This is a genomic window from Marinomonas alcarazii (assembly GCF_003208215.1).
Lineage (GTDB): Bacteria > Pseudomonadota > Gammaproteobacteria > Pseudomonadales > Marinomonadaceae > Marinomonas > Marinomonas alcarazii.
Window position 1 is genome coordinate 499,960 of the sequence record NZ_QKLW01000001.1, and the last position, 25,208, is coordinate 525,167.

A 25,208-nucleotide genomic window follows, 5' to 3' on the forward strand; every position below is an offset into this window, starting at 1 on the left:
ATGCATTTATAGGGAGCTAAATTCACCGCAATAATTTGTATTCCACTTTTCTAGAATGCCGTAATAGTTTTCCCCTTTGGCAATCAGCCAATGGAGCTTGCAGAAGGCTGCCTCCAAGGTCATGTCTCTACCACTTAATACATTCATTGACGATAAGATGGATCCCGCTGCATAAGCGCCCTGAGACACACCACCATGTAGGCATTGGGTCAAATTCACGACGCTCTTTTTGCGTAACATCGCTTCCGTTAAGAAGGATAAAAACGCAGGGTTCTGATCAGGTACATTGCCTGCACCGTAGGTTAATAGAACAATGGCTTTGCAATCTTCGTCGTCTAATAAGCTTTGATAGATGGCTGTTGGTTGGCTTGGGTGCAGGGTGATGATACCAACAGCACCTGTTTTAAAGCTGACAATATTGTTTTCAATTGAGGTGGCTGGGTTTTTCGTATCGTCTTCTTTGCTCTTTATCATGCGATCAGGATACAACCGCATCTCGATATCAAGCTTGCCTAATAAATCGTCATTGGGCGTGTGGAAGGCTTCAATGCAATGACTGCTGACTTTTTGAATACGGCTGCCACGCATGAGCTTGCCTGCAAAAACTAAACTCACATCCGGTATTTTATGGGAGACTGCCAGTGACAATGCGGCTTCTAAGTTGGAGCTGGCATCACTGCGGTTCATGCCCAAGGGGATTTGAGAGCCTGTTAAGATTATGTTTTTCGTACAAGCACCCAGCATAAAAGACAAAGCCGAGGCCGTGTACGCCATGGTGTCCGTGCCATGAAGAATGATAAAGCCATCGTAATCTTGCCAATGGGTTGCAAGAATGGACACTAACTTTGTCCAGTGCTTAGGCGTAATGTTGGCGCTGTCAATTAAAGGCGAAATTTCCAATACTTCAAAAGAGGGAAGCGTGTTGATGCTCGCCCCTAATGCCATTTCAATGCGCTCTTGCAAGCCAGAAGCAGGGGCCAAGCCCTGCTCTGTTTGTACCATGCCTATCGTGCCGCCTGTATATAAAATGAGGACTTGTGCGCTCATAAGACAACCTTGCTAGGCGATAACATGGATTGTGGGCTTAGCAGAATATTTACTTGGTCTTCCGTAAGCAGGTTTTCTTCAATCACTAAGGTTTTAACGGTATTGCCTGTATGCAGTGCAGTATTGGCTATACGTGATGCGTTGGCGTAACCAATGTGTGGAACCAAGGCTGTGATAATGCCTATGCTGTTTTCAACATGACCTGCGCAAACGGCTTCGTTTGCTGTGATGCCACGTATGCAACGATTCTCTAACATCTGACAAGCTTCTTTGAGCATTTTCAACGAATTGAGTACGTTATAAATGATCATAGGTTCCATGGCGTTTAGCTGTAATTGACCGGCTTCAGCGGCCAATGTTACGGCAAGATCAGAGGCGATAACTTGATAAGCGGTTTGGTTCATCGCTTCAGGGATCACGGGGTTTACCTTGCCCGGCATGATGGAAGAACCAGGCTGCATAGCAGGGAGGTTGATTTCGCCTAAGCCAGTTCTAGGGCCACTGGACAGTAGGCGTAAGTCGTTGCTCATCTTGCTGAGTTTGATGGCTAGACGTTTCAGAATGCCGGAGAAAAACACAAAGGCGCCCATGTCGGAGGTTGCTTCGACTAGGTTGCTTGCTGGCACAAGTGGTTTTGTCGAGATGGTTGCTAGCTTCTCTACCACCCGTTTAGCATAGCCTTCTGGCGTGTTGATGCCAGTGCCGATTGCCGTGCCGCCAAGGTTTACTTCGCACAGTAGGGTGCATGCTTCACGAATTCGGTCAATGTCTTCGCCAAGAGTGACGGCAAAGGCGTCGAATTCTTGGCCTAATGTCATTGGGACTGCGTCTTGCAGTTGCGTGCGACCCATTTTTACAATGTGAGCAAACTCACGAGCTTTGGCCTCTAGTGTTTCTTTTAGGGAAGCAAGGCTTGGAACAAAGTTATCTGCCGCAAATTGAATGCCTAAACAAGCCGCCGTTGGGTAGGCGTCGTTAGTGGATTGTGAGCGGTTAACGTCGTCATTGGGATGCAGGTATTTGTATTCACCTTTTTCATGGCCCAATTTCGTTAATGCAATGTTGGCAATCACTTCGTTGGCATTCATGTTGGTTGATGTGCCAGCGCCGCCTTGGATCACATCAACAATAAATTGATCGTGATACTGGCCTTGAATTAAGTCTTGGCAGGCAAATACGATGGCGTCTGCTTTTTCAGTAGAAAGCAGCTTCATTTCTTGGTTGGTTCGAGCGGCAGCGGCTTTTACCATGGCTAACGCTTTGATTAGCTCTGGGAAATGCGAGATTGGAACGCCTGTGATCGAAAAGTTTTGCGCAGCACGTAATGTTTGTATGCCATAAAAAGCATCTGCTGGAACGTCCATGTTGCCAAGTAAATCGTATTCAGAGCGAGTATTCATCTTGTGTTTCCTGACACCTCACCGAGTGACGGTGAGGTGAAACCTAGGTTGAGTGATTAACGGTGAGAGTCGTTAGTTGGCCAAGATTCTTGGTCCAGCTCTAAGTCTTGAAAGCGAACGGCTTCAAAGGTCGGTGTTTTGTTGCCTTCTTTGCGTTGATCGTCAAAGTCTTTCATCACGCGCTTAGCCACTTTGAATAGCAGAGCAAGAGCAAACAAGTTAACCAATGCCAATAGACCCATACTTAAATCCGCGAAAGCAAATACAGTGCCTAGGTCAAGGATTGCCCCAGTGCAGCATAGGCAAATGATGATGACGCGAAAAGCGTTCATGTAGAAACCATGATTGCCAGATTTCGTTAGATAGCTAACGCTGTTTTCACCTAGGTAGTAGTTGTACAAAATGGTACTAAAACCAAATAGTAGCAAGGCAATACTGACAAACATACGGCCATAATCACCCATGTGAGTGGCGAGAGAGGCTTGAGTCAGAGCGACGCCTTGAACGGTGTCTGTGCTGCTTGGGTCATACGCGCTGCCAAGAAGAATGATCAGAGCGGTACAAGTACACAATACGATGGTGTCGATAAATACAGAGAATGCTTGCACGATACCTTGGTTGGCAGGGTGTGGAATATGCGCAACGGCTGCTACGTTTGGCGCGCTACCCAGACCGGCTTCGTTAGAGAATAGACCGCGTTTTACACCCATTAGGATGGCTGCCCCTATGCCTCCACCAAATGCTGGTTCTAGGCCAAAGGCACTTTTAACTATCATAACTAATGTATCTGGAATTGCGCTGAGGTTCATCGCAAGTACGATCAGAGCGATAAGTAAATAACCGCCAGCCATGATAGGTACTAAGATTTCAGCCACTTGAGCGATGCGTTTTACACCGCCGAAAATGATTAGACCAACAATGAGCGCCATGCCAATGCCGCTGTAGTAAGGCTGGATACCAAAGGCATCTTCTAATGAAGTTGCAACCGAGTAGGATTGAAGTGTCGTGAAGGCAATGCCGAATGTGGCTAATAACAATACAGAGTAAAGTACCGCAAGCCATTTCCAGTTTTTACCTAGACCACGCTCTATATAAAATGCTGGGCCACCACGGTAAGAACCGTCACTATCTGCCCGATTTATAAGTTTGTGCCAATAGACATTCTACAAAGCTGGTTGCCATGCCCATTAGGCCAACAATCCACATCCAGAAAATAGCACCTGGGCCACCGATTGTGATCGCCACAGCTACGCCGGCAATATTACCGCCACCGACACGACCTGCTACAGATAAGATTAAGGCTTGAAACGAACTTAAGTGTTTGCCGTCTGCTTCATGGTGTTTGGCTGTTAGTATGCTAAACATGTTGCCAAAGTAGCGGAACTGCACGAATCGGGTTGCAACGGTAAACCAGATGCCAAGGCCGATTAACACCGCAATAAGGACTTTGCTCCAAAGCAAGTCAGTGAGAAGGGATAGCATGAATCATAACTCCTAGTGTTTTTAGATTTATTAAGGGGGTATTGAGGTGCCCATTGGAACGAAAAATAAGTACTAAGGGGAGTTCGTAAATAGGTGCGATCTGATGCTAGTTGGTGCTATGGTAGCATCAACTAGCACTATTTTGTGCGTGTTAAATAGTTTGTGATTTATTACACTAGCGGCGAATTTATGTTGGTATGCAAAATAAGATTAAATAGGACTCATCATGGTTCAACATTTTGCGGATAATTTGCAGTTGTTGTGTAGCTACTACAAATCGGTTGCGGATGTATGTCGTCGACTGCATATTAATCGTGCGCAATTTAATCGATATCTCAATGGCACAACTATGCCGAGCAACAGTACGCAGCGCCGTATCTGTGAGTTTTTTGGTGTAGAGCCTCATGAAATGATGCTTGCCCATGAGCAGTTCGTTAAGTTGGTGCAGGCGCGTCCGATTCGTCAGACTGAAGAGGTCAAAGCTCTAACGCCTGAACAGCTGCAATTTGATCGACTTAACCAGTCTGGTCAGTTGGGTTTGGCAAAATATAATGGTTACTATTTTGAGTATTATTACTCTATGGCGTGCCCAGGGAAAATATTACGTACCTTGGTTCATATAGAGTCGCAAGACGGTAAGACCTATTATAAACGTATAGAGCGACTGAACCCGCGCAATATTAAAAAGTCGTTCCATGGTGTTTATAATGGTTTTGTGCAATTGCTTTCGGACCGATTGTTTTTGCTAGACTTTGAAAGTCAGACGCACGTGGAAATGACCCAGACTATACTTTACCCTTCTTTTCGAAATCGCGTTGAGCGCTTAACAGGCTTGCGTCTAGGAGTGTCAGGTAGTGGCGAAAGAGCGCCTTGTTGCGTGCGAGTTGTGTACGAATATTTGGGGAAAAATATAAACAAAAAGTACGCAGTGGCCCATTGTGGTTTATATGATCCGGAGAGCGAAGAGATAGACGAGGATATTTGCCAGTCAATCAAAAATGATATGACGGAAGGTGACTGGCATTTTAGAGCGCGATTTTAAGCGTCTTCTGTCTCGTTTGTATCAGGTGTTTCAGTAGCGGCTTCAATGTTTGGGTTAGTTGCCGCTTCGGCTTCCATTTTTGCGCGTTCAGCCTTAGATATGTACTTAGGTTTCGCCTTTTTAGGGTTGGCCTTTAGGTTGGCTTGCTTAATGCGCTTGTCGTATATGCTTTTGATCTTTTTACGGCGATTCATGTGTTGTTCCTAAAATGATGCATTTATGTAATTTCAAAATCCAAGAATGACATTCAAGGAACGAAAAAAAAGCCCTGATCAATGATCAGGGCTTTTTTATGTTGGTACCAGTAGGCGGACTCGAACCGCCACACCCGAAGGCAACGGATTTTGAACTTATACTGGCTTTACAAAAACCCTTGAAAATCATAATCTTATAGCTGATTATAAAGTTGCTATGCAACTTTCTATGCAACTATTGAGATAAGAGATTGCCATATGTTACCAAAATACGAGCGTTTAGCGAAGAATTTAGCGATTTATCGACTTAAAAATTCTAAAAATTTCTATGCCCGTATTCGTGTTAACGGGGTAGAGATAAAGCGAAGTTTGAAAGTTGCTGATGAAGATGAAGCAAAATTTCGAGCTTGGGAGCTTCGATCAGAGCTTGAAAATCGAAACAAGCAGGGTTTAGCTATTTTAGCAAATAAGAAAATATATGTTGAAGATATTATAAATAATGTAATTATTCAGTTAGATACTAAAAAAACACAACTACAAATCTATAAAGACTATAAAACAGTCTTTTCAAATTTCATTATTCCTTTTTTTAAAAACGTCGAAATTATTGATTTTACAACTAAAAAAATTAGAGATTATTTTGATAGTCAAGAATTATCTGTTACGAGAAAAAACATTAATAAAACTTGTTTTAAAATGATACTTGAATATTTAGAAGAAGAAAAAATAATTAAGAAAAATGATATTCCTATAATTCCTAAGGTAAAATCTTTTAAAGTTGAGGCAAGAGACGCTTTTAATGATGAAGATTTAAAGATTATTTTAGAGTATCTACCAAACTTTCACGAAATAGAAAAAAATGGACGAAAAGCTAATTTTAAGACCGTTGAATATAGAAAAATATTAAATGAATACTTTATTATTTTGTTAGAAACGGGACTAAGGACGGGCGAAGAATTTATAAATTTGCGATTTAACGATATAAAAAAGAAAAAACATTCATATTATAAAGATGATTTATTAATTGAAAATGATAATTATCTTGTAAAAATAACGAAAGGCAAGACTAAAAAATATTCAAACGGTCGTGTTATTGCTTTAAGCTCAAAAGCAATAAATGCAATAGTTAATATTGCGAAAATCACCCAACAAGATAAAAACATCACAACTGAAAATTTTATATATAGTAATAAGTTAATTCTAGAAACTTCTTTTAATAAAATCGCAGAATTTAGCGATATTTTTAAACAATTCACAGATTATTTAAAAGAAAGTAATTTAATAAATACTCATTATACTTTATATAGTTGTCGTCATACATTCATTACTAAAAGATTAACGCAAGGCGTAGATATTTATCTAATTGCGAAATATGTTGGTAGTTCCGTTGAAATGATTGAAAAGTATTATGATAGTTATAAATTATCACAGCAAGTGCATATAGATAGTTTAACAAATTTTAATCGTGATGAATTAGAGCTAAAAGCGATTCTTAATAATATCTCGTATACTGATTATGATGATATTCCGCCCGATCCTACAGAAGCTGATCTTAAAAAGTTCCATAGAGATGCGGAAGAGTTTTTTAAAAATAATCAATGAATTAAAACTCAATTTTTATTATGAAAAAATATGAAATAATCAAAGAACTAAGTGAAATAAAAAAACGAAAGAGTGGTTGGACTTATATTTTAATTTCCAAGGATAAAAAATATATGAAAATAGGGAAAACTAATTCTGACTTATGTAGAAGAATAAAAAATATAAATTCTGATATAAATTATAAAGAATATAATTTTTCTTTTTTTATGGCGGTTAATTCGTCTAAACTAGAATTGTTATTTTTGACTTATTTTTCTCAATACAGAGCTTGTTATCGTTGGAGTGATGGGAAAAACTCATTCACAGGTTTAAATCAAAAAGATTTAAGAGAAAAGGCAAGAAAAAAAGCAAATGAAATTTATAGCTCACCAACTTATCAAGAGATAAATAAAATATTATATGAGCATTCACAAATAACAAGATTAGAACTTTTTAAAATTCCACCGAGAAAAATAGCTTATAAATTAGATGCTATTATTAATGATTTGATTAATAATTTAAAATAAATACATTTCAACCAGAAAAGGCCGCTTGCGGTCATTCTCTTTCTTCTATCATATATTATATGTATATCCTTATTTGTGATTAATATAGATATTTATAATCTATATTTTCAACTTCTCAAACAATTTGACAGATCAATCTAATATGCTAAATGTATTATATTGCAAGTAGAAAGTTGGGTTCCCCAACTTAACTTGATTTTCTCCGAAAATATGAAATTTAATAAATTAAATTTGAGAGATAGATATAAAATAAACAGCATAATTTTCCGCGTTGCACTTGGATAAATTATAAACAAAAAAGGAATTGTAAATGGAAAACAAAAGTAAAAACAATAGAAGAAAAAGCATTCACATAAGATTAGATGATTCAACTTTCGAATTGTTAAACGAGCAAAAAAGAAACTCAGGTTTTAAAAACTGGGAAGCTTTGATAATTCATTATATGAATAATGGAAAAGGCTTTAAAAGTGTTTATGTTGATAAAGATGGACATTCTTTAAAAGTATTAAATCACCTTATTAAGTATGGAAACAATCTTAATCAATTAGCTAAAATAGCAAATGAAAAAAAATCACTGAATGATGATGATATAAAGAAAATAAAAGATTTTCTTCATCAAGGTATTAAAGCTAAAAATTATTTCACAAAACACGTAAAGCAAGCGGGAAGGGGGAAATAATGGCTATTTTCTCACTAAAACACGAAGCTACAACGATTAAGCAATTAAAAAAAGTTGTCAAATATAACAGCAATAACAAGCTAGGATTAAACAATTCTAATAATCCTAGATTGATTTCTGTTAGTTCTAATTGCGGTTATTGCTCAAATATAAATGATCAAAACGACTATAACCAGCTCGTAGATAACTTTATATTGTCAGTTGATGCTAATTCACAACTATCTAAAAATTCTCGCCAAAAATATCTATACGAGCATTCTATAATATCTTTTTCTAATGAAGATGATGAAAAGTTAGGTATGACCAACGCTTTAAAATTAGCTATAAAAACAGCTAAAAAATACGATCCTAATTTTGAAAAAACGCCATATATGATCTGGCCGCAGGTCGATAGTGGAAAGCTTCACTTTCACCTTGTGCGAGGTTATCACGACGAAATGGGCAACTACCATAGACAGAGTAATTCAGGGCTTAAAAGACAGGCAGCAGTTCAAAAAATCGAAAAAGATTATAAATTAACTTTAACGGGAAAAAATAATCCAGAAAATTACATATGGAAAATAGACGCTAACAATAAAAAAAAGAAAATATATGTTGCAAATTTAAGTGATGATCATAAAAAAATAGCTAAAAATAAATCAATTGATTATGATTTGAAAATTGACGAATTGGGCAATATTAAATATTCTTTGAAAACAAAAGAAAATAAATTAATTTCAGATATAAATAAGAATAAAGATATTCATAGAGAAAATAAAAAAATAGTTAATAATAAAATAAATGTAATCTATGGAAAAATTACAGAATTAGAAAAGCCTATTAAATACAGTGTTTTTCAAATTTTTAAAAACTGGTTTACTGATCAAGTAAAAATTGACAAAGAATATAAGCAAAGCTTAATGAATGAGAATAAAAATGAAGTTTCAAAGCTTCAGGGTAAAATAGAAAACGACAGGGATAAAAGAAAAGATATTCATTACAATTTAATTGATAAAAAATTAATCAATGAGAAAGAAATTAATATCGTTAATAATAAAAAAAGACATATTTTAAATAAAAAAGATGATCTTTTAAATGATGATGATATTTTCTCAAATCTTAAAAACACTGTTAATAATGCTTATAGGAATTCTAAAAGTACAAAAGAATTTATTGATATACTAAATGATAATAAGATAGAAATTTATGTAAATAAAAGAGATAACGGAACAGGAGGAATAACATTCACATCATTAGATTATGATATTTCTCTTGCTGGCGGAAAAATTAACTCATATTTGACTTATGGCAAGATTAAAAAAAATGATGCTGACTTGTTCGAATACTTAAACAATAGAAGTTTTAAAAATGGTGAAAAATTAAGTATTGGTAATGATTTTAATGTCAAAGATTTAAACTATAATTATAAGCAAGTTAGAAACACTGATGGTTCTTTATCGATTTTTTACAACAAAAAAGATGAATTAAAAAGACCAAATAATTTTAATTTAAAGATAAGTGAAGATAAAAAAACTATCTCATTAAGCCCAAATTCTAATACTTTTGATTTAGAATTGACTTATAAAATAGCAAAAGAAAACGGCTGGAAGGGTGCAAGTTCACAAAATAAAGAACTTACTTTAAATTCTATGAGAATATCATTTAAAAATAACAAAGATGATTTATTCTTTTTTCAATTAGAAAATTCTTTAATCTCTCTGGATGATGTCAAAAGTGTTGTTTTAAACGAAAAAATGAGTAATTCAAACTTGATCAATCTGTATGATAATAAATTAACAAACAATAGTATTGATGAGCAAAGACAATTTGTATTATCAAATTTAGATAAAAGATATAATGTTAATTATGTTAAGCAAGAATTAAATAAAGATAGATCATTAAAAAGTATATTAAATGACAAAGACGACTTAATAAGACTTAAAATAGATCATAAGAATGATTTAAATAATAATGTGAGAATTGAAAATTCAAATAAAAAACGTTATAAGTTTTAATAGTAAAACTTATAGTGTTCTTCTAAAACTGGGGAATTTTTATTTTTGGGATATTTATATTCGACATCTACATTTAAGCTTTTAAAAGCTTGTTTAATTTTGAATATTCTTCTGTCTCTTCGCTCAATTTTATACAGGTCTAAAACTTTAAATAAATAATTTACGTCTAAATAGCCACTTGGTTTCATCGCTAAAATCATCGCTAATTTAGTTGTTCTTATATCCTTTATACTTTTCAATGTTTTTAGTTCTAATTTATTAAAACCGCTTTTTTCCATAGTTTTTATATATAAATCAGTAAAAGTAAAACTTATGGTTTTATTTTCTAAATCATAATCAATAAAATCGAAAAATTTTGACATTGTTATTTCATTAGTTCTTAAAAACTTTTCGATATAAATAAAACTTAAAGTAGCTCTACATAAATAACTATCACTTGCAAAAAAGTTTTTTAATGAAAAAGTCAAATAGTTTTCATTTGTTTTGTTATTCTTATAAATCATCGTTGCGTTTGATAAGATCGCAACAAATAGTTTAATGTCGTGATTTTGTTTAAAATCAAATAATTCATAATGTAGTTTGTTTTCTCTGTTCATTAATTCTCTCGCTATTGTAAAGTATTGGATCATTTTTTATATTCCTTAATGTATAATTTTTAAAATTAAACTGTGAAGAAATACATTTTTAAAAATTTAATCATTGACTTTATAACAATTAAATGTATATTAATTTATATCTTCTTGGCGGAAGTTTAATTTTTTAAAAGTCGCATTTATTAATTTGAATGCGACTTTTTTTGTTAATAATTTCAATTAATCATATTTTTTTAAATTGTCAAATTATGTATTGAAGTGTTGGGTCAAAAAGCTTAATTGTGGTGTGTGTGATTGAAAGTGAAAGCTTAATTGTGGTGTGTGCAAAGTAAAATAGTGGTGGATGAAGAAGTAAAATAATGGTGGATGAAGATGTAAAATAATGGTGTCCTAATAATATAGATTACTAACTAATGTAAATTAGTAACTAATTTAGAATCTTTAATATAGATAAAAAGTACTTAGATTTTCTTTCTTTTATTTTTCGCAAAAAGACGCAAAAAACAAAAGCAAGACTTATTAAGTGCATAAAGAGATATGCCGCGCGCGGCTTTTCTGGAAGTGCCAAAGATTGAAAGTGATGATTATATAAAGAGTTTAAACGATGTTTTAAGCGTGTTTTGCAATTCTTTGATGTGAATGGTTAAGATATTAAAGAGATATGCCACAAAAGCCCCATAAAGGGGCTTGAAGAGTGTTTTATATACTAGAATTCATTGCTAACGATAATTTCAAGTCAATTCCAGCTCCTATTTGAATAGTGCAGTAAGTATATACTCTTGTCATTGCTTTAAGTTGTTCATCTGATGACATGAGATCAAATTCTAATTCTTTTTGAGAAAAAATTAAGCTCTGATGGAATACATTCATAAAATTTTGATTGAAAGATCGATCTGATAAGACTTTTCTATATTCATCTGTATACTCACTGCATCTATCAAGTGCGAAAGAATTTAAGCTAAATACTGAAATTAGAGTTGTTAATAATATTTTTTTCATTTTTTGATAATCTCCTATATATATCAATATATATAAAAGCATTATCTTACATTAAGTCAATATATAAGCTTTCAATATTGACAACTTGAAAAAAATATAAATAAAATAGGCGTATAAAAACTAACTGAGTGATATGAATCTTGAATTACCAATATGTTAGTAGTATTTGGTATAAAGGGATTCTAAATCGTTATATTTTATTGTTCATTTCGATTTTATTATAATTCTGTGTTGAATTTTCTGCTTTATATATAATTTACTTTTGGCTTCTAAGGTAAGTTATATTATAAAAATTGATATATTTGATAAAAAAAAGCCCCTATAAAGGGGCATTTTTTTAATGGTAGCGGTAGCCAGACTCGAACTGGCACGCCCGAAAGCACAGGATTTTGACTTTTAAAGGACTATATCATCACCCTAAAGTAGGGGCTGGACGCTGTTTCACAAAGCTATTAACACCTTGCTAATTCCTGTTATTAAGCCTATTCGCATAAGCTCAGGTAGTCTCTGAACCTTCCCAGCTCTGTGGGCTTGGCTGCTGATCGTCGGTCAGGAGTTCCAGCAATTCATCCAGTTTTTACAATGTAATTACTTACAAAGTGGACCCATTATTTTTTTCTTTCTGCTTTAAATAAGCAGTTTTTAGACACATTAATCCAGCGTGTCTACCAATTCCACCATACCGCCACAATCTTCAAAAGCTATACAACATTTATACAACTTTTTTTAACTTTTTCAAAACTGTATGTTGATGATTTTAAAGAATATTTTCTTAAAAATATGATAAACCGTTTCGATTTTGAATCCGTCGTGTCTACCAATTCCACCACACTGGCCTTGAAAAAGGTGAGGCGTATTTTAGGGTATTTCCAATATATGTCAACGCTAATAAGGAAAATTTTTTATCTTTTTCACTTCTGGTGGCTTGGAAGTACCTTTTTAGACGGATTTTCGCTAGAATGCTGGGTCGTTTTTTCTAGGTAGCTTTCTTTCCATGCTCGTTTCCGATTATCACTTTGATTTACCTGATTCATTGATCGCCAATTACCCTACGCCGGATAGAACGGCGAGTCGCCTGTTGCATCTTGATGGTCCGACTGGGGATGTGGTTCATCGTCAATTTCCAGATGTGTTGGATTTAGTTCAACCTGGTGATTTGATGGTGTTTAATAATACCCGAGTTATTCCTGCTCGTGTTTTTGGGCAAAAGGAATCTGGCGGTAAAGTTGAAATATTGGTTGAGCGGGTTATCAATGGTAACGAAGCTCTAGCTCATGTGCGTGCTAGTAAATCGCCAAAAGAAAACAGTAAGTTGATTTTAGGGCAAGACAAAGGAGAGCAGATTGAAGCGACTATGGTAGGTCGTTCAGGTGCTTTGTTTCATCTTGTATTCAATGAATCTGTGTTGGATGTTTTGTCACGAGCAGGTCATATGCCACTGCCGCCTTATATCGAACGTCCAGATGAAGACAGTGACCAAGAACGTTATCAAACGGTTTATAATCAAAAGCCAGGTGCGGTCGCTGCCCCAACGGCAGGGTTGCATTTTGATGATGCGCTGTTGGAAAAGCTTAAAGCCAAAGGCGTAGAAACGGCGTTTGTTACCTTGCACGTTGGTGCAGGAACTTTTCAACCGATGAAGGTTGAAAATGTAAAAGACCATGTCATGCATGCTGAGTATGTTGAAGTTGAGCCCAGTGTGGTTGAGCAAGTAAAAGCGACTAAGGCGCGTGGTGGTCGAGTGATTGCTGTGGGTACAACGAGTGTTCGCAGCCTTGAATCAGCAAGCCAAAGTGGTGAAATTGCGCCGATGCAAGGCGATACCAGTATCTTTATCTATCCTGGTTATGAATTTAAAACAGTGGACGCCTTGGTGACGAATTTCCATTTGCCAGAGTCCACGCTGATTATGCTGATCAGTGCTTTTGCGGGATACGATCATGTTATGGCCGCGTATAAAACAGCTGTAGAGCAGAAATATCGATTTTTTAGTTATGGTGATGCCATGTTTATTACACGAAATGCGCAGGCTAAAGGCCCGCAAGGTGAGGAATAAGACGTATGTCTGATAAGCGTCCAGAATGTTTTATGGATTTTGAACTTCACACTACGTCAGGAAAAGCGCGCCGTGCTACCTTGACGTTTCCACGTGGGAAGGTTGAAACGCCAGCTTTTATGCCAGTCGGTACTTACGGTACTGTGAAGGGTATGTTGACCAAAGATATTGAAGAGATTGGTGCGGATATTATCCTTGGTAATACGTTTCACCTTTGGTTGCGCCCAGGTACAGATGTTGTGAAAGCGCATGGTGATTTGCATGACTTTACGCAATGGAAGAAGCCAATTTTAACGGACTCTGGTGGTTTTCAGGTATTTTCTCTTGGAGAAATGCGTAAAATCACCGAGGAAGGGGTTAGCTTCCGCTCGCCGATTAATGGTTCAAAAGTCTTTTTGAGTCCTGAAATATCCATGCAAGTTCAGCGTGATCTTGGCTCAGATATCGTCATGATTTTCGATGAGTGTACGCCTTATCCAGCGACGCCAGAAGTGGCTGCCAAGTCCATGCGTATGAGTTTGCGTTGGGCTAAGCGTTCGAAGGACGAGCACGGTGATAGTCCTTCTGCATTGTTTGGTATTATCCAAGGCAGTATGTACGAAAACCTTCGAGACGAGTCGCTAGAAGGTTTGGTGGATATTGGTTTTGATGGCTACGCAATCGGTGGCTTGTCAGTGGGTGAGCCAAAAGAAGAAATGATGAAGGTATTGGATCACACGACACCAAAAATGCCTGCTGATAAGCCTCGTTATTTGATGGGTGTTGGTAAGCCAGAAGATTTGGTGGAAGGCGTGCGTCGCGGTGTTGACATGTTTGACTGTGTGATGCCGACACGTAATGCCCGTAATGGTCACTTGTTTACATCAGATGGTGTGGTTCGCATTCGTAACGCTCAATATCGTCACGATGTTGGCCCGTTAGACAAAGAATGTGATTGTTACACTTGTAAAAACTTTTCTAGGTCTTATTTACATCACTTGGATAAGTGTCAAGAAATGGTAGGGGCACAATTAAATACGATTCATAACCTACGATACTATCAAACACTCATGGCGGGATTGCGTCTAGCGCTCGATGAAGGTAGATTTGACGCCTTTGTTGATGAGTTTTATGCAAAGCGAGGCCTAGAAACGCCAGCTTTGAGTGAATAATAAACAAAATCATGCAAATTTCTTGAAAAAGAGTTTGCAACAGTTTCATAAACCATTGGAGAGTTAACACCATGATCGCATTGATCTCACCAGCTTACGCTGAAGGCGGCGCACCAGCAGATGCAGGTATTTTTAACCTAGTGCTTCTTGCTGGCTTCGTTGTTATTTTTTACTTCCTTATGTGGCGCCCACAAGCAAAGCGTGCAAAAGAGCATAAAAACTTGATTGCATCTTTGGCGAAAGGTACAGAGGTAGTAACTGGCGGTGGTGTATTGGGTAAAGTATCTAAAGTAGATGATAACTACGTAGTGCTTGAAGTGGCGGAAGGCATTGAGATGAAATTCCAAAAGTCTTCTGTTGCAGCTGTTTTACCTAAAGGAACGTTAAAGTCTATTTAACCTTTCTTAGAAAAGCGCCTTTACGGCGCTTTTCTTCTTTATCGATCTATTCATTTTTTTAGGTTTAAAGGATTTTTCATGCTTAACAAGTACCCCTTGTGGAAGTATTTGCTAATTCTTCTAGTTTTGGCTTTGGGGCTACTCTATGCCTTCCCAAACCTTTATCCGGATGATCCAGCGCTACAATTATCTACTCAAAAAAGTACTGCTATTGTTGATGAGCAGTCGTTGCAAAAAGCAAAAAATGCGCTTGCTGAAGCGAATATAGAATTAAAACAAGCAGAGCTTACTTCTGCTGGTGGTACCTTGCGCTTTAATAGTGGTGAGGACCAACTTGCTGCCAAGCCTGTTGTAGCGGCAGCTTTGGGTGAAGACTTCGTAACGGCGCTTAACTTGGTGCCAACAACACCTGATTGGTTGTCTTCTTTGGGAGCTGGGCCTGCTAAGTTGGGTCTTGATTTACGTGGTGGTGTGCATTTCTTGCTGGAGGTGGATACACCTGCAGCACTGAAGCAAAGACTTGAAGTCAGCGCCAGCGAAATGAAAGCCGCGTTACGTAATGAGCGAATTCGCTATCGCAGTGTTGATGTTGAAGATGGTATTTTGTCTATTCGCTTCTTGAAAGAGTCCGATCTGGATTTGGCGGAAACGCTTCTGAAACGTGACTTCTCGGAATATCGCTATGCGACGCAGCAGGACGGCAGTGATTTCTACTTGAATGTGAGCTTTACAGAAGCCGCTAAGAAAGAAATTGAATCCTACGCTTTGCAGCAAAACTTAACCACATTGCGAAATCGTGTAAACGAGTTGGGTGTGGCTGAGCCTTTAGTGCAGCGTCAGGGCAGTAACCGTATTGTGGTTGAATTGCCAGGTGTGCAAGATACAGCGGCAGCGAAACGTATTATCGGCGCAACCGCTAACCTTGAATTCCATTTGGAAGCAGGCTTAGACGATAAAGGTGCCGATATTGAAACATTGGCGTTCCGTGATGGCAGTGGTCGTACTGCACGACTAGAGCGTGACCTTATCATTACTGGTGACAGTGTTTCTGATGCGAGTTCTTCTTTCGACGAAAATGGTCGCCCACAGGTAAATATTAACCTGGACTCCAAGGGTGGCAAGCAGATGAGTAAAGTGACTCGCTCTGCTGTTGGTCGAAATATGGCAGTTGTATTTATTGAACACAAATCTCGCAGTCGTTTTGTTGAAAAAGATGGCAAAATGGAAGAAGTGCGTAGAAGCTATAGCGAAAAAGGGATTATTTCTTTAGCGACAATCCAAACGACGCTAGGTAATTCATTCCGTATTACGGGGCTTGATAGTCCTCGTGAATCTTCCGAACTTGCCTTGTTGTTACGTGCTGGTGCCTTGGCTGCGCCAATTTACTTTGTTGAAGAACGTACTATTGGACCAAGCTTGGGTGCTGAAAATATCAAGCTGGGTGTGACTTCTGCTCAAATTGGTTTGCTGGTTGTGATGTTGTTCATGCTGGTTTACTACAAGGTGTTTGGTATTTTTGCCAACATTTCTTTGGCGCTGAATATCATCCTTCTGATGGCGTGTATGTCGTTGCTTTCTGCTACGTTAACCTTGCCCGGTATTGCCGGTATTGTGTTGACGATGGGGATGGCGGTGGATGCCAATGTGTTGATTTTCTCGCGAATAAAAGAAGAGCTGGCGAACGGAACGCCGAGTCAGCAAGCGATACATTCTGGTTTCAACCGCGCATTCACTACGATTTTTGATGCCAATATAACAACATTATTGGTTGCTGTTATCTTGTTTGCAGTAGGAACTGGGCCGGTTAAAGGGTTCGCCGTAACCTTGTCACTGGGTATTATTACTTCGATGTTTACAGCGATTGTTGTAACGCGTGCACAGGTGAATCTTGTGTATGGCGGTCGTAAAAACAAAAAACTGTATATTTAGGAGGGTGCCATGAAAGTGACAAATATTCCGTTTATGGCAATGCGTAAAATCGTCGCAGCCTTTTCTCTTGTTTTGATTCTTATCTCTCTGGGTTCTTTGGCAACAAAAGGGCTGCAGTTTGGTTTGGACTTTACTGGTGGTACTTTGATCGAGGTGGCTTATGAAGAGGCACCTAAACTTGATGACGTTCGAGCTTTGCTGGCTGAAAACGGCTATACCGATGTAGTGGTGCAAAACTTTGGGTCACCAACGGATGTAGTGGTTCGTATGGCTAACTCTTATACGCCAACATTGGGTGATGAGGTGTTATCAACTTTGCAGAATCATGGTGAGACTAACGTTTCGCTTCAGCGTTCTGAGTTTGTTGGTGCGCAAGTTGGTGAGGAGTTGCGTGAGCAAGGTGGTCTGGGCATGTTACTTGCCTTGGCAATCGTGATGATTTACGTTGCTGTGCGTTTCCAGTTTAAGTTCTCTGTTGCCTCTGTAGCGGCTTTGATACACGACGTTATTATCACGTTGGGCTTCTTTTCTCTTTTTGAGGTGGAGTTTGACCTGACTGTGTTAGCGGCGTTGCTTGCTGTCGTTGGTTACTCCCTAAACGATACCATTGTCGTGTGTGACCGTATTCGAGAGAATTTCCGTATCATGCGTGACACAACGCCTTTCGACTTGGTAAATGAGTCGATTAACCAAACGCTTGGTCGTACTTTGATTACGTCTTTAACGACCTTGTTTGTGTTGGTGGTTTTGTTTGTTGCGGGTGGCGAAGCTATTCACAACTTCTCTATGGCGTTATTGGTAGGGATTGTGATCGGTACTTATTCTTCTATTTTCGTAGCGGCAAATTTATTGCTGGGTATGAATGTGACACGTGAAGATTTGGTGCCAACACCAAAAGAAGAGTTAGAAGACGATATGCCTTAGTGGTTAAGCTTCTTCTGATGCATAAAAAAGCCTGCTTCGTGCAGGCTTTTTTATGTGCTTTAATCGGTGGGTGTCACCTTCTTTTGGGTGAGTGATTGTTATTTTGTTTGAGTGTTGGCTTTAATAGGGTGAATTGTTTTATATGCATTATTTTTTACTTAGCGCTGTGATATTGCTTTTTAGTGTTCAAGCTAAGGGGTTAGATTTTAGTGATATGGATAAAACAGCCCAAGGTTTTCCTAATATTAAAACGGTACAGATTGCCTACAAAGGAGAGGTGGTTTGGGCAAAGGCTTACAACAAGGCTGATCTTGATGCGGTTGCCAATATTAAGTCGGCGTCAAAGTCACTGATGTCGGCAATCGTTGGTATGGCGATTGAGCGTGATGTTATTCAGGGTGTCGATCAAACTATTGTGTCGATTCTTGCTGATCAACTGCCAAAAGATCCAGATCCGCGTTTGAAAGAGATTACAGTGTCGCATTTGCTTTCAATGCAGGCGGGACTAGAGCGTACGTCTGGTCGGTATTATGGGCGTTGGGTGGCGAGCAATAATTGGGTTCAGGCGGTGCTGGCGCGACCTTTTGTGTCCGAGATTGGCGGTGACATGCAGTATTCAACAGGAAATACGCATCTTTTGTCTGCGATCATCATGCGTCAGAGTGGTAAGAATACTTATCAGCTCGCCAATAAGTGGTTTAACGGTTCTGGTGTGTGGATTCAGAGTTGGGAGACTGACCCTCAAGGTGTTCCAATGGGAGGTAATCAAGTTGGTATGACGCCAGCTTCACTTTTGGCGTTTGGTGAGTTGTATCGAAGGGGTGGAGTCACCAAAAAAGGTAAGCGGATTCTTTCTAAAAAATGGATAGAGGAAAGTTGGCAGCCAAGGACGCAGTCGCGCTTTCATCGTGGTCTATATGGGTATGGTTGGTTTATTCAAACCTTTGCGGATGTTCAGGGCTACTATGGTTGGGGTTATGGTGGGCAAATGATTTATGTGCTGCCAGATTTGGACTTAACGATCGCTATTACATCCGATGAGTATTTGCCTTCAGGCAAAACAGGCTATCGTGATTCGCTGCATGAGATGGTTAGTCAGGACATTATCCCTGTTATCCAAGCTGCTAGGTAACTCTTTTTAGTTTTGTCTTTCATGTGTAAAAGTCTACTCAATCCAAGAGTAGACTTTCTGCTTTACGGCTTATTCTTTCTCGTTGACTGTACCGAAATGCATACCCATTTTGGTTGGTGTTTCTGCTTGAAGAGACGCTTCCCAATTGACGGCGTTCTTACCGAATAAAACGATGGCGGTTGATCCTAGTTTGAATCGGCCCATTTCTTCGCCTTTCTTGATCTCTATGTTGCTTAGTTCTTTGTAATCCCATGTCACGACATTCTTGTTGAATGGTGTGACTTGTCCTGCCCATACGGTTTCTATGCTGGCTACAATCATGGCGCCAACAAGTATGACGGCCATTGGACCAGCTTCTGTTTCAAATAGGCATACTGTGCGTTCATTACGAGCAAAAACGTTAGGGATTTGTTCTGCCGTGACTTTGTTGACCGAGAAAAGCTTTCCTGGAATGTGGATCATTTTGGTTAACTTGCCAGTGAGTGGCATGTGAACGCGATGATAGTCTTTTGGAGATAGGTATACAGTGGCAAAGGAGCCGCCAAGAAAATCGTTAGACAAGGAGGCATCACCACCAAGAAGGCTTGTTAGGCTGTAATGATGGCCTTTTGCTTGAAATAGTGTGCCGTGTTCAATCTTGCCTAGTTGGCTAATCGCGCCGTCCGCAGGGCAGGCAATGCTATTCTTTTCTTCGCAAATAGGGCGCAGTTCTGGGCGAATAGCGCGTGTAAAAAAATCGTTGAAGTTGCGGTAGGACAGCGCGTCACTGTTAACGGCTTCCGACATGTCGACTTGGTATTTTTTAACAAATTGGTTGATAAAGGTGTTTTTAACCCATGAGTTTTCGCATTCGGCGATCTTACCAATGACTCTTGATAATGTTTTTTGTGGTGTGATGTGTTGCGCAAAGGCGAAAAGTTGGTCTTTAGTCACGTTTATTATCCTAGTAGGTGAAGTTTGAATAAATGTTTAAATTGGATTGTGGCTTACAAGAGACACAATCTGTTTTAGGCTTGTGAAGTCTTTTTCGTTAAATTCGCCGCGAGTTTCTAGCCAAAATATAACCGTTTCTCGCTCTGCTGTTTGTGTAGAGGCGAGCATGAGGTGGCCGTTAGGGTCTATTATTTGGGCTGCTGTGTGCGGCAGGTCTTTTAATATTCTGTCTAGTTTTTTACCGAAAAGATGTGTTGCTGACTTTTTGGTTGATAGCTTGCTAAATAGGGTAGAAGGTGCGTCCCATTTTATGGTTTTCAGAATGTTGATATTGTAGCCATATTGGAAGATCGGCGACACAGTGCTTTTGGATTGTTTGAATAGTATGACGTGCTGTGCGGTTGGTATGGCTTGTTTAATCGTTTTCAAAGCCATATTAGCTTTTTGCTTTGAGTCATAAATATCGTGTTTGCCCAATGCTTTTTTGAGTGTGGCAGTGGGGGATGCTTTGTTGGTATCACTGATGCTGGTCTTATTGCCAGTATATAAATTTGGGTCTAGTAGTTGCAGTGCTAAAGGTGCTCTTCCGCCATTATTAAACAGTTTTGCTGCTTCTGCGCTGGCAAGGTGTGCGGTTTGGATCACTTCTCCTACATGACGATGCATAACGGTTGCGACAACACGATAGAAAAAAGGCAGGTTTTTAGAATCCCAGCCCCTTAAATCTGCTTCATGGGTTAGCTTGGTTGCGCAGTATGAAAAAATCAGTGGGTTGTTTATTAGTATTGTTAGTCTTTTGTCTTCAGAAAAACCAGGTAGTTCTTCTGGGTGGTGGGCTAAGTGTGCCAGGCTTTGCAGTTCTTTTTTATTCGGTATGAACTTGGTAGAGAAGGACTCAATAACCTTGTTTGGTGTGTTCCAATGGGTGCACAAATGCACAGTCAGTTCGTCTATGCGACAGCCTAAAACGTTCAATTCGGCTTGGCTTTGTTTTTCGCCTTGGCTGATCTTGTGCTTAATTTCCATCATGGTTGGATAGGCGTAAAACCACAGTAGCCATCTTGCTGCATCGCGAAATAAGGTGATCCAAAAAATATCATCCTCGTGGCTGGTGAGTTTCTCAATCGACCAATGTCTCGCTATGGTGGCTGCTTCGTAGCTGGTTTGTATTTCACTAAGAAAGGCTTTGATATGTGGTGGATTGTTTTTTGGATAGAATTTGTAAGGTGCAAAAACGGAAAAAATCTTTCCGATACCACTCATGCCAACCATTGATGCTGCGTGGAAAGGATTTTTTATTTCATTGTTTTTATTAGGTATTATTCGGTTTGCTTCGTTTAATATCGCGAAGGCTAATAATGGGTCAGAGGCGATATTGGCTTGCATGCCATCAAGTGTGTCTTCTGTTCTCGCTATTTGGGTTTTTAGACGAGACAAGCTTACCGCTTTCACGGGAAATTGTTTGCTTTTTAGAAAATGTAGCCATTCATTTAGGCCAGAAGGTGACTTGTCTATCATAGCTGGTTACATTGAGAGCTCATGTTGGTGGTTTTTAAAAAGTTGCTCTTATATTTCGGTTCTTATTAATCATACTGTATATTGAGATAAGAGCATACTTTGTCAGTATTAAGGAAGGTAATATGTTTGCATTAGCTGGTTTGCTAGTGGTCATTGTTAGTGTGGTGTTTGGCTATATTGCTTCCCATGGGAATATGTTGGCCCTATGGCAACCTTTTGAGGTTATTATCATCTGTGGTGCAGCGCTTGGTGCTTTCATGGTTGCCAATCCTTTTATTGTGCAGAAAAAAGTAATTACCATGCTGCCGCAGGTGTTTACTGGAAGCCGTCACAATAAGACTTTTTATCTGCAGTTGTTAGGCTTGATGTATTGCCTTTTTCAAAAAAGCCGACAGCAAGGTTTTTTATCGATTGAAGAAGACATTGAGTCGCCTTTTACGAGTGAGTTGTTTGCTCGATTTCCCGATGTCGTTCGGGATCATGAGGTCGTTGATTTTTTAACGGATAACTATCGGATTTTTACCTTAACAGGATTGCCTGCTTATGAGATAGAGGCAATTATGGATAATGAAATTGAACAAATTCAGGAAGAGTTGGTTGCACCAAGTCATGCCTTGACTCGTGTGGCTGAAGGGTTGCCAGGCTTTGGTATTGTGGCGGCTGTGTTGGGTATTGTTATTACCATGGGGTCGATCGGTGGGCCGCTGGAAGAGATCGGTGCTCATGTTGCCGCTGCGCTAGTAGGGACATTTCTAGGGATATTTTTTGGTTATGGTTTTGTGGGGCCTATGGCTTCTCATTTGGAGAATTTGGGTACCCATGAGTTAAAAGCATACCTATGTATTAAAGCGTGTTTGAATTCGATTGTGTCAGGCTATGCTCCGCCAGTCGCGGTAGAAACTGGCCGCAAGTTGCTTCCACCTGAAATGCGTCCGAGTTTTATTGAGCTATCTGATGGCCTTAAGCAGTATCGCTAGTATGCAAGAGCGCAAGAATAAGAGGTGTGAGCAATGGCTATAGGTACTAATGGCTTAGTTATTCGTCGAGTCAAAAAAATCAAAAAGGGCGGTCATCATGGCGGCGCTTGGAAGATAGCCTTGGCGGATTTTGCTTTGGCAATGATGGCGCTGTTTTTGGTTTTATGGATCATGAGCGTGGCCTCTCCAGAGGAGTTAAAAAGTATTGAAGGTTACTTTCAAGATCCAATGGGGCAGTCAACGGCCGGCTTTAGTGCTAATCCGATTGATCTAGGCGGAAGTCCTGCCAAAAGTGCTGAAAAGAAGCTAGATTTGCAACTGCCTGATCCTGGTAGTGTTGATGTGCCTTCTCGTGATGATCGTTTGGGTAATGGGCCTGATTCTGCGGAGTCAAAGAGCATCAACGATATGTTGCAAGAAGAGGTGGGGAAAATGAATGTCCTGCTTTCTCAGCAGCAAAACATGCGTATCGAAATCACGCCTCTTGGTGTGCGTATTACGTTGTTGGACGACCCTGATAAGCCCATGTTTGAGCGTGGCAGTGCGCGAATGATGCCTGATATAGAAAATACTCTCCTTACCATGTCGCCAATTTTTAATAAGGTCTCTAACCCTATTGTCATCACGGGGCACACGGATTCGTCAAAATTTAATGGTGGGCGTTTGGATAACTGGGATTTGTCAGCGCTAAGGGCGAATGCGGCTCGTCGAATATTAGAAGAAGGCGGCGTGCCTGATAAGCGTATTGCTCAAGTGATAGGTTTGTCTGATTCGGTCCCTTATAACCGTTTTGATACCGAGAGTGCCGAGAATAGACGAATCAGTATTACTTTGTTAACGGATGATGCTTATAAAAAATTGCTGGATCAGAATCGCCGTAATTTCGGTGATGCTGCCCAGCAACCTAGTGTCAAACTTACGCCAGAAGCGGTTTTTTAAAACGCCTGATTTTCACGTATCGAATGTTTAATTCTTAAGAAGCTTTGGAAGCGGTGTTCTGTTATTTCACCTTTTTCCAAGGCTTCAAGAATCGCGCAGCCTGGCTCTTTTTCGTGAGCGCAATCTCGGAATCGGCAGTAGCCGATATGCGGTCGAAATTCGATAAAGCCGTTCAGTAACTCATCTTCTGAAATGTGCCATAAACCAAATTCACGTATTCCTGGTGAGTCAATGAGGTCGCCGCCTTTTGGCATATGGAATAGTCTGGCTGTGGTGGTGGTATGTACGCCTTTTTTACGTTTCTGAGAAAGCTCACCCACGCTGATATCTATATCTGGGAGTAGGGTGCCGATAAGCGACGATTTACCTACGCCTGACTGTCCAACAAAAACGCTGGTTTTGTCTTGTAAGAATCCATACAGCGACTCCATTCCAGCTTGGTTTTTGATGGAGGTTCTGATGATGTTGTAATTCAGGTCTTCGTAGGTTTTAAGTAGATTGTCTAAATCTTCTTTGTTTTTGTCGTCAATTAAATCGCATTTGTTAAGTAGTATGACAGGTGGAATGCCAACGGTTTCTGCAGCAACTAGGTAGCGATCAATTAAATTGGCGTGCGCAACAGGCTCTGCAGCAATCACAACAATAATGTGATCTATGTTTGCTGCGACGGGTTTTATCCTGCCGTGCATATCTGGGCGAGATAAAGACGTGTGTCTTGGTGTGGTTGCGACCACGACACCGCCCTCATTTTGTTTCGGGCGCCAAACGACTTTATCGCCTGTCACAAGTTGGCCTAGATTGGCGCGTAGGTTGCAGCGGGTAGATACGCCAAGAAATGGTTCTTGAGTGCCTTCCACTTCAACTTGTGTTCCGAAATGAGAAATAATGATGCCTTCAGTTTCGGCTCCAAGGTCTGATGACTGAAGAAGTTCCTCGGCGACCTCTCCTCTTTTTTGAGTGCGTTCAACGCGCTCTTTGTGGATTTTTTCGATTCGCCAAGTTTGTTGTTTAGTAAGTTTTCGCTTCGACATTAGATTCGTCTGGTCATAAAGTAAGGCGCATAGAGTATAATGCTTGGCATTGATAATAAAGGATTTGGAAGGTTATGAGCTTAAATGATGAGAATTTAGTGTGGATCGATCTTGAAATGACCGGATTGAACCCAGAAACGGACACAATTATTGAGATTGCAACCGTGGTTACGGATAAGCACCTGAACGTTTTGGCAAAAGGTCCTAGCCTTGCTATACATCAAGAAAAAGCGGTGATGGACGCGATGGATGAGTGGTGTACACAGCATCATGGTGATTCTGGCTTAACAGCAAGAGTGTTGTCGTCGAGCATAAGCATGGCGCAGGCAGAGGAAGAAACCATTCAGTTCTTGGCGCAATATGTGCCAGCAGGTAAATCGCCAATTTGTGGTAATAGTGTTGGGCAAGATCGTCGCTTCTTGTACCGTTACATGCCTAAGTTAGAAGCATTCTTTCATTATCGTTATTTGGATGTCAGTACCATTAAAGAATTGGCAAGACGTTGGAAGCCAGAGGCATTAGAAGGATTTACTAAATCAGGCTCACATTTGGCAATGGATGATATTTTAGAGTCTATTGGCGAATTAAAGCATTATCGTCGAACTATGTTTGGTATGGGCGATAAATCTTAATAGCATATGCTGCTAATCTAACCTGTTCTTGTTATGAGTTGGTGGGTTCT

22 protein-coding genes and 1 pseudogene are annotated in these 25,208 nt (G+C 39.3%); 14 read left to right on the forward strand and 9 right to left on the reverse strand.

Annotation, left to right across the window (positions count from 1 at the left end):
- Positions 1 to 6: 6 nt before the first annotated feature.
- From DFP75_RS02215 to DFP75_RS02225, 3 genes and pseudogenes are all read right to left on the reverse strand, one after another.
- Entirely contained in the window at positions 7 to 1,047 is a 1,041-nt protein-coding gene (locus DFP75_RS02215; protein ID WP_110571865.1) for an asparaginase, read from the reverse strand.
- Positions 1,044 to 2,447: an aspartate ammonia-lyase gene (locus tag DFP75_RS02220; RefSeq protein WP_110571866.1), complete on the reverse strand. Its 1,404-nt coding sequence runs from the start codon at positions 2,445 to 2,447 to the stop codon at positions 1,044 to 1,046. Before DFP75_RS02220 ends, DFP75_RS02215 begins: the two co-directional genes overlap by 4 nt.
- A 56-nt stretch (positions 2,448 to 2,503) precedes the next feature.
- A pseudogene (locus DFP75_RS02225) lies at positions 2,504 to 3,929 on the reverse strand (alanine/glycine:cation symporter family protein).
- Positions 3,930 to 4,155: 226 nt separating this feature from the next.
- Between DFP75_RS02225 and DFP75_RS02230 the strand changes: the two are divergent.
- On the forward strand, positions 4,156 to 4,971 hold the full coding sequence (locus DFP75_RS02230; protein ID WP_110571867.1) for a helix-turn-helix domain-containing protein: 816 nt from the start codon (positions 4,156 to 4,158) through the stop codon (positions 4,969 to 4,971).
- Here DFP75_RS02230 and DFP75_RS02235 read toward each other — a convergent pair.
- The gene (locus tag DFP75_RS02235; protein ID WP_110571868.1) at positions 4,968 to 5,165 is read right to left on the reverse strand and encodes a DUF2986 domain-containing protein; all 198 of its coding nucleotides are present in this window, start codon (positions 5,163 to 5,165) and stop codon (positions 4,968 to 4,970) included. The genes DFP75_RS02230 and DFP75_RS02235 overlap by 4 nt on opposite strands.
- Before the next feature lie 258 nt (positions 5,166 to 5,423).
- Between DFP75_RS02235 and DFP75_RS02240 the strand changes: the two genes are divergently transcribed.
- From DFP75_RS02240 to DFP75_RS02255, 4 genes are all read left to right on the forward strand, one after another.
- On the forward strand, positions 5,424 to 6,767 hold the full coding sequence (locus DFP75_RS02240; protein WP_110571869.1) for a site-specific integrase: 1,344 nt from the start codon (positions 5,424 to 5,426) through the stop codon (positions 6,765 to 6,767).
- Positions 6,768 to 6,787: 20 nt separating this feature from the next.
- A complete protein-coding gene (locus DFP75_RS02245) occupies positions 6,788 to 7,273 on the forward strand; it encodes a GIY-YIG nuclease family protein (RefSeq protein ID WP_110571870.1) in 486 nt (161 codons plus the stop codon).
- Positions 7,274 to 7,583: 310 nt separating this feature from the next.
- Positions 7,584 to 7,952 (forward strand): plasmid mobilization relaxosome protein MobC, encoded by a 369-nt coding sequence (mobC, locus tag DFP75_RS02250; RefSeq protein ID WP_110571871.1) that lies wholly within the window; start codon positions 7,584 to 7,586, stop codon positions 7,950 to 7,952.
- On the forward strand, positions 7,952 to 9,946 hold the full coding sequence (locus tag DFP75_RS02255; protein ID WP_110571872.1) for a hypothetical protein: 1,995 nt from the start codon (positions 7,952 to 7,954) through the stop codon (positions 9,944 to 9,946). The genes mobC and DFP75_RS02255 overlap by 1 nt, the downstream gene beginning before the upstream one ends.
- Here DFP75_RS02255 and DFP75_RS02260 read toward each other — a convergent pair.
- On the reverse strand, positions 9,943 to 10,575 hold the full coding sequence (locus tag DFP75_RS02260) for a hypothetical protein (RefSeq protein ID WP_110571873.1): 633 nt from the start codon (positions 10,573 to 10,575) through the stop codon (positions 9,943 to 9,945). The genes DFP75_RS02255 and DFP75_RS02260 overlap by 4 nt on opposite strands.
- 663 nt (positions 10,576 to 11,238) lie before the next feature.
- Complete coding sequence (locus DFP75_RS02265) at positions 11,239 to 11,538, reverse strand: hypothetical protein (RefSeq protein WP_110571874.1); 300 nt, start codon at positions 11,536 to 11,538, stop codon at positions 11,239 to 11,241.
- 994 nt (positions 11,539 to 12,532) lie between these two features.
- On the opposite strand from DFP75_RS02265, the gene queA reads away from it, so the two are divergent.
- The 6 genes from queA to DFP75_RS02295 all read left to right on the forward strand — a co-directional run bounded on the left by queA (position 12,533) and on the right by DFP75_RS02295 (position 19,128).
- A complete protein-coding gene (queA, locus tag DFP75_RS02270; RefSeq protein ID WP_110571875.1) occupies positions 12,533 to 13,594 on the forward strand; it encodes a tRNA preQ1(34) S-adenosylmethionine ribosyltransferase-isomerase QueA in 1,062 nt (353 codons plus the stop codon).
- Between the two features lie 32 nt (positions 13,595 to 13,626).
- Entirely contained in the window at positions 13,627 to 14,745 is a 1,119-nt protein-coding gene (gene tgt, locus DFP75_RS02275; protein WP_217495023.1) for a tRNA guanosine(34) transglycosylase Tgt, read from the forward strand.
- A gap of 71 nt (positions 14,746 to 14,816) precedes the next feature.
- Positions 14,817 to 15,143, forward strand: coding sequence for a preprotein translocase subunit YajC (gene yajC / locus DFP75_RS02280; RefSeq protein WP_110571877.1), 327 nt, complete (start codon positions 14,817 to 14,819; stop codon positions 15,141 to 15,143).
- Positions 15,144 to 15,221: 78 nt separating this feature from the next.
- Positions 15,222 to 17,072 carry a protein translocase subunit SecD gene (gene secD / locus DFP75_RS02285; protein ID WP_110571878.1) on the forward strand — a complete coding sequence of 617 codons (1,851 nt, stop codon included), beginning with the start codon at positions 15,222 to 15,224 and terminating at the stop codon, positions 17,070 to 17,072.
- A gap of 9 nt (positions 17,073 to 17,081) precedes the next feature.
- Positions 17,082 to 17,996, forward strand: a complete 915-nt coding sequence (gene secF / locus DFP75_RS02290; protein ID WP_110571879.1) for a protein translocase subunit SecF — start codon at positions 17,082 to 17,084, stop codon at positions 17,994 to 17,996.
- A gap of 142 nt (positions 17,997 to 18,138) precedes the next feature.
- The gene (locus DFP75_RS02295) at positions 18,139 to 19,128 is read left to right on the forward strand and encodes a serine hydrolase domain-containing protein (protein WP_110571880.1); all 990 of its coding nucleotides are present in this window, start codon (positions 18,139 to 18,141) and stop codon (positions 19,126 to 19,128) included.
- Between the two features lie 69 nt (positions 19,129 to 19,197).
- Here DFP75_RS02295 and asd read toward each other — a convergent pair whose 3' ends face one another.
- Positions 19,198 to 20,061 (reverse strand): archaetidylserine decarboxylase, encoded by an 864-nt coding sequence (gene asd, locus DFP75_RS02300; protein ID WP_110571881.1) that lies wholly within the window; start codon positions 20,059 to 20,061, stop codon positions 19,198 to 19,200.
- 36 nt (positions 20,062 to 20,097) lie between these two features.
- Positions 20,098 to 21,579: an HDOD domain-containing protein gene (locus DFP75_RS02305; RefSeq protein WP_110571882.1), complete on the reverse strand. Its 1,482-nt coding sequence runs from the start codon at positions 21,577 to 21,579 to the stop codon at positions 20,098 to 20,100.
- Between the two features lie 122 nt (positions 21,580 to 21,701).
- On the opposite strand from DFP75_RS02305, the gene motA reads away from it, so the two are divergent.
- Positions 21,702 to 22,556 (forward strand): flagellar motor stator protein MotA, encoded by an 855-nt coding sequence (gene motA / locus DFP75_RS02310; RefSeq protein WP_110571883.1) that lies wholly within the window; start codon positions 21,702 to 21,704, stop codon positions 22,554 to 22,556.
- A 33-nt stretch (positions 22,557 to 22,589) separates the two neighbouring features.
- Positions 22,590 to 23,495, forward strand: a complete 906-nt coding sequence (locus tag DFP75_RS02315) for a flagellar motor protein MotB (RefSeq protein WP_110571884.1) — start codon at positions 22,590 to 22,592, stop codon at positions 23,493 to 23,495.
- Here the strand turns inward: DFP75_RS02315 and rsgA are convergent.
- Entirely contained in the window at positions 23,492 to 24,526 is a 1,035-nt protein-coding gene (gene rsgA / locus DFP75_RS02320; protein ID WP_110571885.1) for a small ribosomal subunit biogenesis GTPase RsgA, read from the reverse strand. The genes DFP75_RS02315 and rsgA overlap by 4 nt on opposite strands.
- 74 nt (positions 24,527 to 24,600) lie before the next feature.
- On the opposite strand from rsgA, the gene orn reads away from it, so the two are divergent.
- Positions 24,601 to 25,158, forward strand: a complete 558-nt coding sequence (orn, locus tag DFP75_RS02325) for an oligoribonuclease (protein WP_110571886.1) — start codon at positions 24,601 to 24,603, stop codon at positions 25,156 to 25,158.
- Positions 25,159 to 25,208 lie beyond the last annotated feature (50 nt).